This window comes from Ectopseudomonas guguanensis (assembly GCF_900104265.1).
GTDB classification, from domain to species: domain Bacteria; phylum Pseudomonadota; class Gammaproteobacteria; order Pseudomonadales; family Pseudomonadaceae; genus Aquipseudomonas; species Aquipseudomonas guguanensis.
Genome location: NZ_FNJJ01000004.1, coordinates 348,158 through 365,956, shown reverse-complemented (window position 1 = coordinate 365,956; position 17,799 = coordinate 348,158). Strand labels below are relative to the sequence as shown.

15 protein-coding genes are annotated in these 17,799 nt (G+C 66.1%); 8 read left to right on the top strand and 7 right to left on the bottom strand.

Annotated features, from left to right (window positions below; translation table 11 throughout):
- Positions 1–1,034: 1,034 nt before the first annotated feature.
- Both dut and coaBC read right to left on the bottom strand, forming a co-directional pair.
- Complete coding sequence (dut, locus tag BLS61_RS08465) at positions 1,035–1,490, bottom strand: dUTP diphosphatase (RefSeq protein WP_090429796.1); 456 nt, start codon at positions 1,488–1,490, stop codon at positions 1,035–1,037.
- Between the two features lie 2 nt (positions 1,491–1,492).
- Positions 1,493–2,701 carry a bifunctional phosphopantothenoylcysteine decarboxylase/phosphopantothenate--cysteine ligase CoaBC gene (gene coaBC / locus BLS61_RS08460; protein ID WP_090429794.1) on the bottom strand — a complete coding sequence of 403 codons (1,209 nt, stop codon included), beginning with the start codon at positions 2,699–2,701 and terminating at the stop codon, positions 1,493–1,495.
- A 284-nt stretch (positions 2,702–2,985) separates the two neighbouring features.
- Between coaBC and radC the strand changes: the two genes are divergently transcribed.
- Positions 2,986–3,660, top strand: a complete 675-nt coding sequence (gene radC, locus BLS61_RS08455) for a RadC family protein (RefSeq protein WP_090429792.1) — start codon at positions 2,986–2,988, stop codon at positions 3,658–3,660.
- Positions 3,661–3,797: 137 nt separating this feature from the next.
- Here the strand turns inward: radC and BLS61_RS23990 are convergent, their stop codons facing one another.
- A complete protein-coding gene (locus BLS61_RS23990; protein WP_279615163.1) occupies positions 3,798–3,932 on the bottom strand; it encodes a hypothetical protein in 135 nt (44 codons plus the stop codon).
- A gap of 77 nt (positions 3,933–4,009) precedes the next feature.
- Positions 4,010–5,587, bottom strand: a complete 1,578-nt coding sequence (locus tag BLS61_RS08450) for an ABC transporter substrate-binding protein (RefSeq protein WP_090429790.1) — start codon at positions 5,585–5,587, stop codon at positions 4,010–4,012.
- Positions 5,588–5,931: 344 nt separating this feature from the next.
- On the opposite strand from BLS61_RS08450, the gene rpmB reads away from it, so the two are divergent.
- The 3 genes from rpmB (at position 5,932) to BLS61_RS08435 (ending at position 7,790) form a co-directional block, all read left to right on the top strand.
- Complete coding sequence (gene rpmB / locus BLS61_RS08445; protein ID WP_003242523.1) at positions 5,932–6,168, top strand: 50S ribosomal protein L28; 237 nt, start codon at positions 5,932–5,934, stop codon at positions 6,166–6,168.
- Positions 6,169–6,178: 10 nt separating this feature from the next.
- The gene (gene rpmG / locus BLS61_RS08440) at positions 6,179–6,334 is read left to right on the top strand and encodes a 50S ribosomal protein L33 (RefSeq protein WP_003242516.1); all 156 of its coding nucleotides are present in this window, start codon (positions 6,179–6,181) and stop codon (positions 6,332–6,334) included.
- A 241-nt stretch (positions 6,335–6,575) separates the two neighbouring features.
- Positions 6,576–7,790, top strand: coding sequence for an HDOD domain-containing protein (locus BLS61_RS08435; RefSeq protein WP_090429788.1), 1,215 nt, complete (start codon positions 6,576–6,578; stop codon positions 7,788–7,790).
- Here BLS61_RS08435 and BLS61_RS08430 read toward each other — a convergent pair.
- Positions 7,778–10,657, bottom strand: a complete 2,880-nt coding sequence (locus BLS61_RS08430) for an EAL domain-containing protein (RefSeq protein WP_090429786.1) — start codon at positions 10,655–10,657, stop codon at positions 7,778–7,780. The genes BLS61_RS08435 and BLS61_RS08430 overlap by 13 nt on opposite strands.
- A gap of 166 nt (positions 10,658–10,823) precedes the next feature.
- Positions 10,824–11,882 (bottom strand): fatty acid desaturase, encoded by a 1,059-nt coding sequence (locus tag BLS61_RS08425; RefSeq protein ID WP_090429784.1) that lies wholly within the window; start codon positions 11,880–11,882, stop codon positions 10,824–10,826.
- A gap of 102 nt (positions 11,883–11,984) precedes the next feature.
- Between BLS61_RS08425 and BLS61_RS08420 the strand changes: the two genes are divergently transcribed.
- The 3 genes from BLS61_RS08420 (at position 11,985) to BLS61_RS08410 (ending at position 16,070) form a co-directional block, all read left to right on the top strand.
- On the top strand, positions 11,985–12,998 hold the full coding sequence (locus tag BLS61_RS08420) for an AraC family transcriptional regulator (protein ID WP_090429782.1): 1,014 nt from the start codon (positions 11,985–11,987) through the stop codon (positions 12,996–12,998).
- A complete protein-coding gene (locus tag BLS61_RS08415; RefSeq protein WP_090429780.1) occupies positions 12,995–14,071 on the top strand; it encodes an FAD-dependent oxidoreductase in 1,077 nt (358 codons plus the stop codon). Before BLS61_RS08420 ends, BLS61_RS08415 begins: the two co-directional genes overlap by 4 nt.
- A 427-nt stretch (positions 14,072–14,498) precedes the next feature.
- Complete coding sequence (locus BLS61_RS08410; RefSeq protein WP_208598783.1) at positions 14,499–16,070, top strand: methyl-accepting chemotaxis protein; 1,572 nt, start codon at positions 14,499–14,501, stop codon at positions 16,068–16,070.
- A gap of 15 nt (positions 16,071–16,085) precedes the next feature.
- On the opposite strand, the gene BLS61_RS08405 is transcribed toward BLS61_RS08410, so the two are convergent.
- Complete coding sequence (locus tag BLS61_RS08405) at positions 16,086–17,279, bottom strand: Fic family protein (protein ID WP_090429778.1); 1,194 nt, start codon at positions 17,277–17,279, stop codon at positions 16,086–16,088.
- Between the two features lie 271 nt (positions 17,280–17,550).
- Between BLS61_RS08405 and BLS61_RS23385 the strand changes: the two genes are divergently transcribed.
- On the top strand, positions 17,551–17,730 hold the full coding sequence (locus tag BLS61_RS23385) for a hypothetical protein (RefSeq protein ID WP_139205544.1): 180 nt from the start codon (positions 17,551–17,553) through the stop codon (positions 17,728–17,730).
- Positions 17,731–17,799: the final 69 nt, after the last annotated feature.

Below are 17,799 nucleotides of genomic sequence, written 5' to 3'. Positions count from 1 at the left end.
CTGCGCCAACGTATCGAGTGCCGGTACGCTGAGGCTGAAGGCTTTGACGTTCTTGCCCGCAGAGAGTTCTTTCAGCATTTCTCCGAGCTGCTGGACATCACCATTGATGCGCCGCTGCAGGGCACCCTGGACCAGGATCAGGCCAATCAGGGCGCCGCCCAGGGCCAGCAGAAGCGCCAGGCCGAGCATCGTCGGGGGAAGGCTGCCCTGGGCCAGGCCGGGGCCGGGGATGAAGCTGATTTTCCAGTAGGGGTTGCCAGTGGCGAAGGTCTGCGCGGCGCCTTCGCCAGGCTGACCGCGTTGCAGCAGCACCTGTTCCGGGGTGTTGGCGAACTGCTGGACCAGTTGTACCTGGCCGTATTCGGCCGGCAATGTCGGCAGCGCGGCGAGCAGGCGTTGCAGGTCGAAGGCCAGCAGCAGCGTGCCCTGGGCCGGCTGGCTTTCGCTGACGCGCAGGGCCACGGCGCTATAGGCCAGCCAGCGCTGGCCGACCCGGTAGGCTTCGACGGCCGGTTGCTGGCCGCTTTCGGCGCGGCGCAGCATGTCCAGGCCGGCGAAATTCATCGGCGCGGCGCGGCTGGTGTTCTGCACGGCTTCGCCGCGGCGATTGAGATGGGCATCGATCACGCCATCCCAATAGCCCAGGCGGCGTTCGGCTTCGCCGATCTGCAGGCTGTCGCCGCTCTGCAGCGCCTGCAGCAGCTCCGGGTTGCGAGCCGCGGCCAGGCTGTCGGCCTGCATCTGCTTGAGCGCCTGCTGCACGGCAGCGGCCTGGTTGCTGCCGAGGGCTTGCGCCAGTTCGGCCTGGCGCGCCTGGTTGCTGCTGCTGTCGGCGAACCACAGCAGAGCCCCGGCCGCACCCGTACCGATCAGGGCTGCCAGCAGGCCCGGCAGGAGCTGGCCCAGCGAGGGTTTGGCTGCCTTGCTCCTGGGCTCGCTCGGCATCAGGCTGGCGGCAGTGTCGGCTTCCTTGGCGCTGCGCTTGAAGAGTTTCACGTCGGTGCTCCTCGGCGGGTCGTCCTGTGATGGGATGATCAGTGGCTGCCGGAATGGCCGAAGCCGCCCGCGCCGCGTTGGGTTTCGTCGAACTGCTCGACCAGCTCGAAATGCGCCTGCACCACCGGTACCAGCACCAGCTGCGCGATGCGCTCGCCGATGGCGATGGTGAAGGGCGTCTGGCCACGGTTCCAGCACGACACCATCAGCTCGCCCTGGTAGTCCGAGTCGATCAGGCCGACCAGGTTGCCGAGCACGATGCCGTGTTTGTGGCCCAGGCCCGAGCGCGGCAGGATCATTGCCGCCAGGCCGGGGTCGCCGATGTAGATCGACAGACCGGTGGGGATCAACAGGGTCTGACCCGGTTCGAGGACGACGTCCTCCTTGAGCATGGCGCGCAGGTCGAGGCCGGCCGAACCGGGGGTGGCGTATTGCGGCAGCGGGAATTCCTGGCCGAGGCGAGGATCGAGGATCTTGGCTTGCAGAGCGTGCATGGTCAGTTCTTGTTCAGTCGTTCGGCGATAAGGGTGATCAACTGGCGGGCGATCTTGCCCTTGCTGGTCTGGGCGAAACTGATCTGCTGCAGTTCGCGGTCGATCACGGTGATGGCGTTCTCTTCACTATTGAAGCCGATGCTGGGGTTGGCTACATCGTTGGCGACGATCAGGTCGAGATTCTTGTCGCGCAGCTTGCGCGAGGCGTATTCGAGCAGGTTCTCGGTCTCGGCGGCGAAGCCCACGCTGAAGGGGCGGTCGTCGCGGCCGGCGATGGTGGCGAGGATATCCGGGTTGCGCACCATTTGCAGGAGCATTCCTTCGCCGCTGCTGGGGTCTTTCTTCAATTTGTGCTGGGCGACCACTTCCGGGCGGTAGTCGGCCACTGCTGCAGCGGCGATCAACACGTCGCAGGGCATGGCGGCTTCGCAGGCGGCCAGCATGTCGCGGGCGCTGACCACGTCGATGCGGCTGACCCGGTCCGGCGTCGGCAGGTGCACCGGGCCGCTGACCAGGGTGACCTTGGCGCCTGCCTCGGCAGCGGCTTCGGCCAGGGCGAAGCCCATCTTGCCGGAGCTGTGATTGGTGATGTAGCGCACCGGGTCGATGTTTTCCTGGGTCGGGCCGGCGGTGATCAGGATGTGCAGACCGTCCAGCGCCTGGCGCTGGAAGCAGTCGGCGGCGAGCAGGGCGATATCGTTGGGCTCGAGCATGCGGCCAAGACCGACGTCGCCGCAGGCCTGGCTGCCGGAGGCCGGGCCGAACAGGCGCATGCCGCGGCCTTGCAGCAGCTCCAGATTGGCCTGGGTGGCGGCGTCGCGCCACATGGCCTGGTTCATCGCCGGGGCCAGGGCGATGGGTGCATCGGTGGCCAGTACCAGGGTGGTCAGCAGGTCATTGGCCACGCCCTGGGCCAGGCGTGCGATCAGGTCGGCAGTGGCCGGGGCGATGAGAATCAGGTCGGCCCAGCGCGCCAGTTCGATATGACCCATCGCGGCCTCGGCCGCGGGGTCGAGCAGGTCGAGGTGCACAGGATGGCCGGACAGGGCCTGCAGGGTCAGCGGGGTGATGAACTCGCGCCCGCCCTGAGTCATCACCACACGGACTTCGGCGCCCTGATCCTTCAGCCGGCGAACCAGTTCGGCGCTCTTGTAGGCAGCAATACCGCCTCCCACGCCGACGATGATGCGTTTGCGATACAGCCGCTGCATAGGCCTGCCTTTTATATACCGGTGGATGTGCGCCACGTGACCAACGCCTCCCCAGGCCGGCCCCGTGTAAAAAGATGGGCTACGATAGCACAGCGCCCGCAGCGGAACAGCGGGCGCCTGGCTAGATGAGGCACCTCTAAAAAACGTAGGCGAGGCAGCCAGCACAAGGCAAAAACAAGCGAAAAAGCGGAGTTTACGAGCTGTAAATGAGCATTTTGAGCTTGTTTTTAACGCAGTGATGGCAACGCAGGTAGTTTTTAGAGGTGCCGTACAGGGAGGTGTACATGAGCATTCGTGATTGGCCCGCGGCAGAGCGTCCGCGGGAAAAACTGCTGGAGCAGGGCGCGGCGGCGCTGACCGACGCCGAGCTCTTGGCGATCTTCCTGCGCACCGGGGTGACCGGCAAGAGTGCGGTGGACCTGGCGCGCTATCTACTAAGCGAATTCGGCAGCCTGAGAGCCTTGCTGGAAGCCGATCTGACCGGCTTCAGCCAGCACCTCGGCCTGGGCCCGGCCAAGTACGCGCAACTGCAGGCGGTGCTGGAAATGTCGCGGCGGCATCTGGCCGAGCGCCTGCGTCACGATTCGGCGTTGGAAAGCCCGCAGGCCGTGCGCGACTACCTCAAGGCGCAACTGCGTCACGAGCCGCATGAGGTATTCGGCTGCCTGTTTCTCGACGCCAAGCACCGCGTGCTGGCGTTCGAGGTGCTGTTTCGCGGCAGCATCGACAGCGCCAGCGTCTATCCAAGGCAGGTGGTCAAGCGCTCGCTGGCCAACAATGCCGCTGCCGTGATCCTCACCCATAACCACCCATCGGGCGTGTCGGAACCCAGCCAGGCCGACCGCGTGCTGACCCAGCGCCTCAAGGATGCCCTGGCGCTGGTGGAAGTGCGCGTGCTCGATCACTTCATCGTCGGTGACGGCGAGCCGCTATCCATGGCGGAGCTGGGCTGGATGTAGGGGCTTGCCGGCAAAGGCAGGGCGAGTGCAACCCGCCGTAGCTATGGTGGCGGGTTGCACCCGCCCTACCTGTCGGAGCCCGCCCTCCCGACGAGGATTCAATGCGTAGGGTGGGCTTCAGCCCGCCATGATGTAGCTCAGGGCGCCAACCGCACCGCAGCGAAGTTCTGCCGGCCAAAGGCGCTGACCTTGTAACCCCGTACCTTTTCGCTGAGCAGGCGAAGGCGGTGGGATGCGCCAGCGGCAGCCACGGCGATGGTGGCGGGTTGCACCCGCCCTACCTGTCGGAGCCCGCCCTCCCGACGAGGATTCGCTGCGTAGGGTGGGCTTCAGCCCGCCATGATGTAGCTCAGGGCGCCAACCGCACCGCAGCGAAGTTCTGCCGGCCAAAGGGACTGACCATGTAGCTCTGCACCTTTTCGCTGAGCAGGGCGAAGGCGGTGGGATGCGCCAGCGGCAGCCATAGCGCCTGCTCCTGGATGATCTTCTGCGCCTGCTGATACAGGCGGCTGCGCTCGCTCTGGTCGCTGCTGGCCTTGCCTTCGGCGATCAGCTTGTCCAGCGCCTCGTCGCAGTAGCGGGCGAAGTTCAGGCCGGATTCGACCGAGGCGCAGGCGAATTGCGGGGTGAGGAAGTTATCCGGATCGCCGTTGTCGCCGGCCCAGCCCATGAACAGCAGATCATGCTCGCCAGCCTTGGCGCGGCGGATCAGCTCACCCCACTCGATCACGCGAATTTCGGCATCGATACCGACCTTGGCCAGGTCGGCCTGCAGCAGCTGCGCGCCGAGACTGGGGTTGGGGTTGAGCAGGCTGCCGCTGGGGCGCGTCCAGATGGTGGTCTTGAAGCCTTCGGCCAAACCGGCTTCGGCCAGCAGGGCGCGGGCCCTGGCCGGGTCATGGGCATAGCCGGGCAGCTCGCGAGCAAAGCTCCAGGTATTCGGTGGGTAGGGGCCATTGGCCGGCTCGGCGCTGCCCTCGAACACCGCCTTGACGTAGCTGGCCTTGTCGAACGCCAGGTTGATCGCCTGGCGCACCTGCGGTTTGTCCAGCGGTGGGTGCTGGCTGTTGATACCGACGAAGGCGGTCATGAAGGCGGCGGTCTGTGCGCTTTTCAGCCTGGCGTCGCCAGCGATGGCCTGCACGTCCTGCGGCTTGGGCGACAGGGCGATCTGGCATTCGCCGCGGCGCAGTTTCTGCAGGCGTACGGCGCTGTCCGGGGTGATGGCGAAGATCACCCGGTCCACGCCGGGCTTGCCGGCGAAGTAATCGGGATTGGCGCGGTAGCGCACCACGGCGTCCTTCTGGAAGCGCTCGAAGACGAAGGGGCCGCTGCCCACCGGCGCGCTGTTGAGCTTCTGCGGTGTGCCGGCGGCCAGGAGCTGGTCGGCATATTCGGCGGAGTAGATCGAGGCGAAGCCCATGCTCAGGGTTGCAAGGAAGGTGGCGTCGCGGCGGGTCAGGGTGATGCGTACGCTGTGCGCATCCGGCGCCTCGATCCTGGCGATCAGGCTGGGCCACTGCATCGACTGGGCGTGCGGGTAACCGCTGGCGGCAACCGGGTGCCAGGGATGTGCGGAGTCGAGCATGCGCTGGAAGCTGAACAGTACGTCATCGGCATTCAGCGTGCGGCTCGGGGTGAATTCGGCGGTCTGGTGGAAGCGCACGTCGTCGCGCAGCTTGAAGTCGTAGACCAGGCCATCGTCCGAGATCGACCAGCTGCGAGCCAGGCTCGGCAGCAGCCTGCCCTGCTCGGCATCGAACTCCACCAGACGGTTCATCAGCATATCGGCCGAGGCGTTGGTGGTGGTCAGCGAGTTGTACTGCACCACGTCGAAACCCTCCGGGCTGGCTTCGGTGCAAACGCTGAGGGTGGCGGCCTGGGCCAGTAGCGGGGTGCATAGCAGGGTGGCGAGTAACAGACGCATGGCGAACTCCTTGTTCCCTGTGGAACGCTAGGCTTGCAACCCTAGTCGATTTGCGCGGGCATGAATACCGGGAGAAGGCGACGAGCGGTCGAATCTTGATCAGGCCCCTGGAGCCCGGCCCCTGGCCTGTCGGTGTGCCAGGCCTCGTGTTTTATCCTGCGGTTTCCCTTGTTGCCCCCGGGGCTTTCTGGTATAAAGCAGCGCTCTTTTCTAGGGGCCCGGTTCTTGCGCTATCCAGTGCGCCCGGTAAGACCCTCGAGAAACGCGGCGCTGAGCGCCAATGACATTGAGTTTAAGCGGCCAACCCATGCCGGGTTGGGCATGTGGTTTTAGAGGGCTGAGGCATGTCGAGAGTCTGTCAAGTTACCGGTAAGGGTCCGGTAACCGGGAACAACATTTCCCACGCAAACAACAAAACCCGTCGTCGTTTCCTGCCGAACCTGCAGCACCATCGCTTCTGGGTCGAGTCCGAGAAGCGCTTCGTGCGTCTGCGCGTATCCGCCAAGGGCATGCGTGTGATCGACAAGCGTGGCATCGATGTAGTGCTGGCCGAGCTGCGCGCTCGCGGCGAAAAGGTTTAAGGAGAGAGTCATGCGTGAACTGATCCGTTTGGTGTCCAGCGCCGGTACCGGCCACTTCTACACCACCGACAAGAACAAGCGCACTACCCCCGACAAGATCGAAATCAAGAAATACGATCCGGTCGTACGCAAGCACGTGATGTACAAGGAAGCCAAGATCAAGTAATTGATCGGCTGCCTGTCGAAGAAGCCCGCCCTAATCGGCGGGCTTTTTTTATGCCTGACGGGCCGGCTGGCGCGGCCTTTGGTCGCGCAATTTTTTGCGCAACTCGACCTTCTGCGACTTACGTCACGCAAAACCGCGGTTTAGACTGCGCCGTTGCCATGGAACTGACTCATCCGCCAGCTTTTGGGGGGTGTGGGCGCATGCGGGTTCGGGCACGTTCGTCATTCGCCCAGAGGCTTGCATGACCGCTCCAGCTCATTGTGTCGAAGTCCTGATTGCCGAAGCCGATCCCTGGACCTCCAACCTGCTCCAGCAGCTGGTGCTGGACGTGCGTGGCGATGCCCGCGTGCTGCAGGTCAGCGATGGCCAGGCGGCGCTGGCGCGTTGCAAGCGTCGGCTGCCCGACCTGGTGATCGCCGATGGCGAGCTGCCCGGCCTCGATGGCCTGGAGCTGCTGCGCCAGTTGCGCCGACACCCGCGGACTCCGGCGCTGCCGTTCGTGCTCATCAGTGGTCGCTTCGATGCCAGCAGCGTGCGTGCGGCGCGCCCGCTGGCGCCCAGTGCCTATCTGGCCAAACCCTTCAATGCCGAGGGTCTGCGCCAGCGCCTGCAGGCCCTGCTGCCTTCGGCTACGGCCGCGGTGGTGGTGCGTCAGCCGCTGCTGGTCAGCGAGCTGCATGATTTTCTCGATACGGTGCGCGAGGAAGGGCAGGGGGCGCCGCTGCTCAGCGATGTGCGCAATGCGGTGAGCCAGGGCCTGCAGGCCGGCGAGCAGGACCTGGGCGAGCTGGAGGCGATATTCGCCAGCGACCCGCAGATCACTGCATTGCTGATCGCTGCCGCCAGCACCGCCGCCCAGCATCAGGGCGTGCCCTGTCAGACGCTGGCCCAGGCGCTGCATCGCCTGGGCGTGGCGCGTACGCTGAACCTGGTGCTGGGGCTGGCCCTGCAGCGCAATGCGCAATTGCGCGATCCGCGTCTGGCCGAGCTGGCTTCTCATGCCTGGCAGCAGGCGCGACGCAGTGCCGACCTGGCGCGCTGGCTGGCGCTCGAACTGCGGCTCGATGCCGAGCTGTGCTACACCGCCGGTCTGCTGCACAACCTGGGCGAGCTGGCCTTGTTGCGCAGCCTGCAGGACTGGCTGGAGGCGGGCGGCGAGTTGCGCGACGAGCAGATCGAGCAGGCCATGCAGCGCCGGGCGGCCAGCTTCGGTTCGGCCCTGCGTATCCGCTGGCGCCTGCCGTTCGGCCTGCGCGAGCTGATCGCGGCGTTCTATGGATTGGGCAGCGGCGTGTTCTCGCGCGAGGCACTGGTGCTCAATCTCAGCGGCCTGCTGCTGGCGCTGCCGCCCGGCGAGCAGCCGGCGAGCCTGGCCGAGGCGCGCTGCGTGCGCCTGTTGCGTCTGCAGCAGGGGCTGCTCGAGCGCGTACCGGCGGAGCTCTATCAGGCCTGCTGAGTACCGTGACGGCGCGCGTCATCGGCCAGCTGGCGCAGGGGTTGCGGGTGGCCGACGAAATAACCCTGGGCGTAGTCAATGCCCAGGCGGCGCAGGCAGTCCAGGCTGGCCTGGGTCTCGACGAACTCGGCGACGGTGACCAGGCCGAGTTGCGTGGCGATCTGGCGCATCGAGCCGACCATCGCCTGGTTGATCGGATCGTGCTCGATGCCGCGGATGAAGCTGCCGTCGATCTTCAGGATGTCCAGCGGCAGGTGGCGCAGGTAGGCATAGGAGGCGAAGCCGCTGCCGAAGTCGTCCAGCGCGACCTGCAGGCCCTGGCTGCGCAGTTCCTCGATCCACTGCGCGGAAACGCCCAGCTCGCCCAGGGCGACCATCTCGGTCACTTCGATGCACAGCTTGGCGGGCGGCAGGCCGTGGCGCTGCAGTTCGTCCTGCAGCAGGCGATGGAAGCCGCAGTCGAGCAGGGAACTGGCGCTGATGTTGACATTGACCTGCGCCAGTTGCGCCAGGTGGCGCGGGTTGGCTGCCAGCCAGGCGCACAGGTGCTGGATCACCCAGCGGTCGATGGCGCCGAGAAAGTCGTAGCGCGCCGCTGCGTCGAGAAACTGTACCGGGCTGATCCACTCGCCGCTGTGCGGGTCGTGGTAACGCAGCAGCACCTCGTAGTGCAGGCCGGCGGCGGCGTTCTGCAGGGCCAGCACCGGCTGGAAGAACAGCTCGAAATGGCCGCGTTCGCAGGCCTCGCGCAGGCGGGTGATCCACTGCAGCTGGCGTTGATGCTCGAGCAGGGCGCCGTCGGCCGGGTTGAACTGCTGCACGCGGTTGCGGCCCTGATGCTTGGCCAGCTGGCTGGCGCTGCTGGCCCAGTTCAGCGCGGTTTCCCAGTCCCGTACGCCGGAACTCAGCGCCAGCATGCCGATGCTGACATGCAGGCGGAACGGCCGTCCCTGCCAGGTGAAGACGAACTGCTCGACGGCCCGCCGCAGTTGCTCGGCCTGGTCCAGCGCAGCTGCGTCATCGACCTCGCGCAGCAGCACGGCGAACTCGTCGCCGCCAACCCTGGCCAGTTCGGCATGGCGCGGCAACTGATGCTGCAGCTGGGCGGCCAGCTGGCGCAGCAACTGGTCGCCAGCCGAATGGCCGCACAGGTCGTTGACCTGCTTGAAGCGATCCAGTCCCAGTAGCAACAGGTGGCTGAAGCGCCGCTTGGCGGTGCCGCCGAGGGTTTCCGAGAGCAGCCTCTCCAGCTCGCGGCGGTTGAGCAGGCCGGTCAGGGCGTCGTGTGCGGCCAGTTGCTGCAGACGTTCTTCCAGGGCGCGGCGCTCGCTGAGATCGACCACTATGCCTTCGATGCAGTCTTGCTGGGCGCGCAGGTGCAGGGACAGGTAGACCCAGCGCGGGCGTTGCGCCAGGTCGTAGAGCTCGCATTCGCAGCTGACCGCGCCGCCCTGCTCGTCGAGCTGGCGCAGCAGTGAACGCCACTGCGCTTCCCCCACCAGGCGCTGCAGGGACAGCTTGTCGAGGTCATCCGGCAGGAGGTCGCTGCCGAGCAGGCGCGCCAGGCTCGGGTTGGCCTCCAGCAGGCGGCCGTCGCGCTGGCAGCGGAAGATGCCCTCGCCGCTGTGACGAAACAGCGCCTGGTACTGCTCCAGGTTGTCGATGGCCTGCGCCTGGCTGCTCAGCAGCACGCGACGCACGCGTTCCAGCTGTTTGTCGAGCAGGGCACCGAACAGCAGCATGCTCAATGCCGGCAGGTAGGCGTACAGCGCATAGAAGCCGGCCGGCAGCGGAATCAGCCCGGCGCGGCTCAGCGGCACCAGCAGCATCAGCACCAGCGCGGCGCTCCAGCACAGCAGGTAGCCGGGGGCGTAGGGGCGGCGCTGGACGATGCCGAGCACCATCAGCAGCAGCTGATAGAGGCCGGTGGCCAGGGTCAGCAGGTTCAACGTCTGGTAGGCGTAGGGATGTTCGACCAGCAGGCCGCCCACGCTGACCGCCAGGGTGGCGGCGAACAGCGCATTGCGCAGCCAGCGCAGGCGCCCCAGTCGCAGACCGAGGGCGCTGGCGATGAACAGCGAGCTGAAGATCATCATGCCTGCGGTGGGCAGATTGACCAGCAGCTTGGGCAGATGCGGCCACTGTGGCCAGAGCAGCCCGGCCAGGTTGTACAGGCTGGCGTTGTACAGCGCCACGCACAGCGAGGTGAGGCTGAAGTAGGCCAGCTGCGCTTCGCGCAGGGTGCTGTACTTGACCAGATAGAACAGCGCCAGGGCGATCAGCACGCCGATCAGCAGACCGCTCTGCAGCCAGCTGTGGGCAATCAGTTGCTGGCCCTGCTGGGCACCGACCAGCTGCAGCGGCAGGTTGATCGCCGAATGACTCTGCACGCGCAGCAGCAGGCTGTGCGGGCCATCATCGAGCCGAGGCAGGCTGAGCAGAAACTGCGGATAGGGTTCGCCACGTTCGTCGAACGGACGTTTCGCGCCGCTGTACAGCGGACCCAGGGGCTGCTCGCCGTCGAACAGCCAGACCTCCAGATCATCGAGGAAGGTCTGGCCGATGATCAGTTGCAGGCGCTCGGCCGGCGGCGCCTGCAGCTGCACGGCGAGCCACCAGACGCTGCGCGTGTAGCCGATGCGGGCGGTGCCCTCGACCGGCTGGCCTTCGCGGGCGATGCGCTGCAGCACCTCGCTGGCGCTCAGCTGGCCGCTGGGGTCTTCCAGCAGCAGGCTGTGCTCGATGCTCACCGGGCTGGCCAGCTCGGCGGCGCTGAGCTTCAGCAGTGGCAGCGCGTCGCCGGCCCAGGCCGGCAAGGTGCAGGCCAGGCATAGCAGCAAGAGCAGTGAGCGAAGCGGTCGAAGCATCCTTGGCGCCTCATGGCTACTACGAGGGCGCCGAAGTCCGGTGGACGCAGTCGGGTCTGGGAGCGGTCAGGCGCAGATGGATTCTAGCCGACTACTGGCGCGATGATTGCGCGGCGAGTCTCATCCGTCGGGATCGCACGAGCAAAGGCCGCCCCCAGCGCCTCGATCAGGCCGCCTGCGTGCGCTCCTCGCGCGCCTGCGCTGCGCGGGTCCAGCGATTGGCCCGGGCGAAGGTGCCGAAGTCGTTGAAGCGCACGCCCATCTCGCGCATCACCCGGTGGGCGAAGGGCACGGTCAGCTGGCGAACGTAGAAGGGCTCCTTGACCACGAAATGATGGATCGCATGGCTGCTGCCGAAGTTGAAGCAGAACGCCTGCAGCGGCCACAGCCACCAGGGGTTGAGCACCTGGGTTTGCTGGATCACGTTGCCCGGCTCGACATCGCCGTAGTAGTGCATGTTGGAGCTGACGAAGTGCAGGCAGAAGGTGCGCAGCACATTGGGGCCGACCAGCACCACCACGGCGACGTTCACCACCTGCATCACGCTCAGCGTGGTGGCCGACCAGGCGATCGGCGCGCCGAGGGCGGCGCTGGCCCAGTCCAGCAGATGGAAACCGAGGAACAGGTACCAGGTCGCCCAGTTGAGCAGCCCCAGCGGCGCATAGACCTTCAGCGTACGAGTGAGGATCAGCCTGCGGTGCTCGGGGGTCTTCGCCCGCAGCCAGCGGATGAACGAACTCATCATGTTGTCGCCGACCATCAGCAGGCGCGCGATGCCCCAGGGCTCGCCGTTGGTGATGGCGCGCTCTTCCATGTCGGCTTCGCTGCCGGAAACCTTGTGGTGGTTCAGGTGCAGGTGGCGGCGCACCCAGGGGTTGATGGTGCTCGGCCGCGCCAGCCAGACCAGCGCCAGCATCAGGTTGTGCGGCAGCGGCTGCTTGCGGAAATACATCGAGTGGATCAGGTCATGTTCGAGCTCGTGGGTCAGCGAGGCGAAGAAGGCATTGAGCAGCAGGCAGGCCCACCAGGGCAGATGGCCGCCGATGTACAGCGCCGCCGAGCCGATCATGCCGAGCAGGGCGAAGGCCAGGATGCCGGCACCGAGGGCGTCCTGATGCTGCAGGATCGGGTAGCGCTGACGCAGGGCGTTGCCGTGGGCCATCACCTGTTCACGGATATAAGCGGCGCGTTGCTGGTCATTAAGGCTTGCGGGAGAAGGGGACATGCCGACATCCTCTTGTTATCGGTTGTGACTTCACTGTGCCGTGACGGTCGTCAGAGCGCCCGACCGTGCACGCCAACCTGCCTACCGGATACGCCAATCTGCATGACCGCCGAACCCACCACCCTGGCCAGCTGGACCCGCGCCCTGCGCAAGCAGCTCGATGCCCTCGGGCTCGACAGCGCTGCCCTGTGCCGCGAAGCGGGGCTCGACCCGGCGCTGCTCGACGACCCCAACGCACGCTGCCCGCTATCGCTGACCACGCGCCTGTGGCAACTGGCGGTGGCCGCCAGCGGTGACCCGGCACTGGGCCTGAAGACCTCGCAGTACGTCAGCCCGACCACCTTCCACGCCCTGGGTTATGCGCTGATCGCCAGCAGCAGCCTGCGCGAGATGTTCGAACGCATCGTGCGTTACCACCGGGTGGTCAGCGATGCACTGCAGCTGGAGTTGCGCGAGGTGGGCGAGGCCTACGAGTTTCGCTTTCGTGTACCGCCAGGCAGCCCGGCACCTGCGCCCGAGGCACTGGACGCCTTCGCCGCGATCTACGTGCGTAGCTGTCGCAATCGTCTGAGCCGGGATTTCTCGCCGTTGCTGGTGCAGCTGCAACGGCCGCGACCGGCTGACCCGACGCCCTGGCAGGCGGTGTTCCGCGCGCCGCTGCAGTTCGAGGCTGACGAGAGCCTGCTGCGCTTTCCCCGCGCCGCCTTCGAGCAGCGCCTGGACGACGGCAACCCGGAACTGGCCGAACACAACGAGGCGGTATTGCGGCGCAACCTGGAACAACTGCAGGCGGCCAGTTGCAGCGAGCGGGTGCGCAGCTGCCTGGAGGCGCAGTTGCCCGACGGAGAGCCGTCCGCCGAGCGCATCGCCCAGACCCTGCACCTGAGCCTGCGCAGCCTGCAGCGCCACCTTGCTGACGAGGGCACCAGCTACGAGGCGCTGCTCGGCGAGACACGCCATGCCCTGGCCCTGCGGCATATGCGCGACCCGCGCTGTTCGATCAGCGAAATTGCCTACCTGCTCGGCTTCAGCGACAGCAGCAGCTTCGGCCGGGCCTTCAAACGCTGGACCGGGCAGACGCCGAGCCAGTACCGCGACGGATGCAACAACGCATGATCCAGTACGACCTGATCCTGGCCGGGGCCGGCCATGCCCATCTCGGTGTATTGCGCCGCTGGGCCCTGGTGGAGCGCCCGCCCGGTCGCATCGCCTTGCTCAGCCTCGGCCCCGAAGCCTGGTACGCCGGCATGTTGCCGGGGCTGATCAGCGGCCGCTTCAGCGCCGCGGACTGCCGGGTGGAACTGCAGCCACTGTGCCGCGCGGCCAAGGTCGATCTGATCGAGGGCGAGATCGCTGCGCTGGATGCCGATGCCCGCGTGCTGCGCCTGGCCGATGGGCGCAGCCTTGCGGGCGAGTGGCTGTCGCTCAATGTCGGTGCCGGCATGGCCATCCCGCCGCAGCAGGGCGATGCCATGCAGGTACTGGCCGCCAGACCCATCGACAAGCTGCTCGAAGGCTGGCAGCAGTGGCAGGCCGAGCCGCGGCGCATGGCCATTCTCGGTGGCGGGGCCGGCGGCGTGGAGCTGGCCCTGGCGCTGGCCGACCAGGTGCCGGCGCTGGCGCTGTTCTGCGGCGGCACCTTGCTCGATGGCTTGTCGCCGGGGCTGCGCCTGCGTGCACTGGGCCATCTGCGTCAGCGCGGCGTGCAGGTGCGCGAGCATTGTCCGATCGGGCGGATCGAGGATGACTGGCTGCTCAGCGGCGACGAGCCGGTATGGCGCGGGCGGCGCCTGCTGCTGGCCAGTGGTGCGCGGCCCTGGCCGTGGCTGACGGCCAGCCAGCTGGCCAGCGATGCAGCCGGGTTCATCGCCATTCGTCCGACCCTGCAGAGCGAATCCCACGCGCAGATCTTCGCCGTCGGCGACAGCGCCAGCCTCGACGGCATGCGCCGCAGCGGGCGCTTCGCGGTGCGCCAGGCGCCGGTGCTCGGCGCCAACCTGCAGGCCGCGTTGCAGGGCCGCCCGCTGCGTCAGTACCGGGCGCAATGGCAGAGCCTGGCGCTGCTCGCCACCGGTGATGGTGGAGCTTTGCTGGGCTGGCATGACTGGAGCGCTGGCGGGCAGCTGTACGGGCATTGCAAGGACTGGCTGGACCGACGTTTCGTCAAGCGCCATCGCATGGTGGGGTAGCCGCCGTCGAACCGCTTGGGTGGCGACGCAACGGGTCAAGGCCGAAGCGGGCTTCTGCACGATCCGCTCATGCCACTGCCTTTGCCGTCGATACAGTGTATGCCGGCAGCCAACCCGCCTGCGTGCTGGAACAGCCTTGCCCCGAGGCGCGGCGGCTGCGCAAGGCGGCGTTGGATTTATCGGCCTGCCAGGTGGAGGACCGTCTAAATTCATGGCAGGGTGCTACCAAAGTTTTATGGTGCCGGTGCTTCCAAGCTGCTCGAATCGCGGCCATGGTGCCCGGCTCTGATAGCGTGTTTTTCGCCGGGCCTGCATCCACGTAGCCTGCTGCCCAGGTCGCGTGGGATATTCAGGGAGAGTACCCGTCGTGACCCCGTCCGCCTACAGCGCCTCGCCGCGCACCAGAACAAGAACTCTGAGGTCGGTCATGCAAGCTGCCTTTATCCGTTCACCCGTTGCCTGTTTCCTCCATGCCGTGGGGCTGGCCGCGCTGATGCTGGTCTACCAGCAGGTGCAGCTGCCGGCTTACATCAGCGTGCCGTCCTTCCTGCTGCTGGCGCTGTGGCCCTGGCTTGGTCCATGGCAGCGCCGTGACGATGCCGCGCCCGCCGTGCGGCAGGCCGCCAGCACGGACTTCGTCGAACTCAGCCGCGGCCTGTCGCGGCATACCTGCCACAACGCGCTGTCCGCGGCCAAGGTGGCCCATGCCGTCAAGCATTTGGCCGAGCGCCTGCAGTCGCAACTGGCGGCGGTGCAGCAGGTCAGCCAGGCGGCCGAAGCCATCACCCATACCGAGCAGGACAGCGCGGCCCGCGCCGAACACACCCTGGCGGCTGCGCAGCATGTGCGTGAAGCCAGTGCCAGCGGCCAGGCCGAGCTCAATCAGGCCATCGCGCGCATGCAGCAGCTCAGCGCGCAGACCCTGGCCAGCCGCGAGCTGATCGACGGTCTGGGCAGCCGCACCGAACAGATCGAGCAGGTCACCCAGGTGATCCAGTCCATCGCCAGCCAGACCAACCTGCTGGCGCTCAACGCCGCCATCGAGGCGGCGCGCGCCGGCGAGATGGGCCGCGGCTTTGCCGTAGTCGCCGACGAGGTACGCAACCTCGCCGCGCGCACCGCCAGTGCCACCGAGGAAGTCAGCCAGATGATCGCCGACATCCGCCAGCAGAGTACGGCGGTGGTCGCCCATATCCAGCGTCAGAGCCTCGAGCTGGAGCAGGCCGCGCAGCAGATCGAGACCGCCGGCAGCCGTCTGCACGGCATTGCCGACCAGGCCGAGGAGGTCGAGCAGCAGGTGGCGCAGATCAGCGCCGGCACCGCCGACAATCACCAGCGCCTGGCCAGCCTGTCGGCGGCTGCGCTGCAGCTGCAGGACGATGTACAGGGCAGCGAGGGGCAGACGCGGCAACTGGCCGCTGCCGCCGAACAGCTGGTCGGCCAGGCCGAGACGGTCAGCGAGCAGCTCGCCGAAGTGGGTCTGGACGACTATCACCAGCGCGCCTACGACCTCGCCCGCGAGGGCGCGGCAGCCATCGCCGCACAGTTCGAACAAGACCTGCAGGCCGGGCGTATCAGCCTCGACGACCTGTTCGATCGTCACTACCAGCCGATCCCCGGCACCCAGCCGCAGAAGTACCGCACCCGCTTCGACCAGTACGCCGATCAGGTGCTGCCGGCGCTGCAGGAGCCCTTGCTCAAGCGCCACGAAGGGCTGGTGTTCGCCATCTCCACGACTCCGGAAGGCTACGTGCCCACGCACAACGCCGCCTTCAACCACCCGCCCACCGGCGATGCCGCGGTGGATGCCGCCAAGAGCCGCGGCAAGCGCCTGTTCAACGACCGCACCGGTATCCGTTGCGGCAGCCACAGGCAGGCCCTGCTGCTGCAGACCTACATGCGCGATACCGGCGAGCTGATGCATGACCTGTCGGTGCCCATCATGGTGCAGGGGCGGCATTGGGGCGGCTTGCGTCTGGGCTATCGGCCAGAGCCGTAGGGGCGGCCTGGCCGGCTAGGTAAAGCGACGATGCAGATCGGGGAAAATTTCCTGCGCGAACCATACCGGTAGGCCTGGTTCCACGTTCCGTGATTTGGGCGTTGGGCTAAGGACGACGCCCAGTTCGATGAGGCGCTTGAGCTCGTCGATCGCCAGACGCTCACTCAGGCCGAGAAAGGTTTTGAAGGTCGCACGCGGCATCGTGCCCATGCTCAGCAATGCATGCACGGCTGCTGCAGAGCCCGGGCGGATTTTCGCGGCATTGATGCGCTCATGGTATTTGAACAAGCGCTCGATGCGCTGTCGCATCCTGGCCGGGTCAAGCGCCTCGCTCATGTAGTCGATCTGGTCCAGGCATACATCCAGCATAAAGCGGATGAAATCCAGGTAATGCTTGAGCGAGAGCTGGCCTCGACCGTCCAGATCGCCTTCACGGGGTCGGTCGGCATTAGCCATCATCGCGTAGTAGTCGGTTTGGCGGCGTGCCAGCCCGCGGGATAGCGACCATAGGTTGGGCCGCAGATCAAGATATACCAGTTGCAGATGGGTCATCAGCCTTACCAGGCGACCGTTACCATCCATGAAAGGGTGAACCCAGGCGAGTCGGTGATGATAGGCAAGGGCGGCGATCAAACGCGTGCGAGGGTCTTTATAGCCACCCATGAACTGTTGCAGCAGTTCTAGCATGGGGTGCACTACCTGAGCATCGGGCGCCAGATGTTGGCCCACCTCGACCTGCTCGTCAGGTTCAGCGCGTAGTTTGCCCGGCACCAGGTAGCGTTCGCTGTCATGCAACTTAAGCTGCTCGGCAGGAGCGTGCTTGAACAGGGCTTTATGCACCTGTTTGACCAGCCAGGGGGAAAACATGGTCGACCAGGTAATGTCTTCATCCCAGCGACGCAGGATGCGCTCAAAGCTGGTTTGTACGCCTAACTGCTGCATCGCCAGGTCGTTGAGTTGCTTGCGCTCGCGCTTTGGCGCTGCCTGGGCGCGCTGCATATCGGCCGGGGCAGAGTATTGCCCCTCGATCAAGTTGGAGTAATAGGTGTTGGTGACTTCCAGTAGCGAGACCAGCCTGGCCCGAGTGGCAGGCGCCAGACGGCCATCGAGAAAGGCAGCTTTGGCGGGCAACAGCGAGGCCTTTTCCAGAATGTCTACCGGCAGCTCCCCAGGTAGGGCGGGGAGCAGGTAGTTCTTGTCACTGATCATGAATGTATTCTGCACATTTTTCTGCGGATTTAGAGGACCTGTTCAGGCCTTTATAATCATACTCTTGGCAGAGTATAGAGGTGTTTATTGGAAAAGATTCTGCACATTTTTTCTCAGATTTCTCGGCGCCTGAAGCGCATGAGTGACGGGCGCGGGTAGCAACGCTGCCAGGGCGCAGGATTTCCATCGCGGCGGATTATCTGGTATGGCTTTGTTTAGCTGGCGCATAACCAAGCGTATGAAAATCCCGATTTAACGCACGTCAGACCCTGTGCGACGCTGCCAAGCCATGAACTCCCCGGCCTGCCAAGTCCCTGTTCCGCTCCACCGCGCCCCGGCGCGGCGCCGCCTGCTCGAGCGGCTCAACCCGCTGCTGACCATCATCCTCGCCTTCTGGGCGCTGTGGCATTGCCGCCACGCGCGCCCGCCGGACATCGTCCCCACCCGCTGACTCCGATGGCTGCGCCATGTCCGCAGCCGCTGATGCCCATTTGTCTGCCTGTGCAACCTGTTCGAGAAT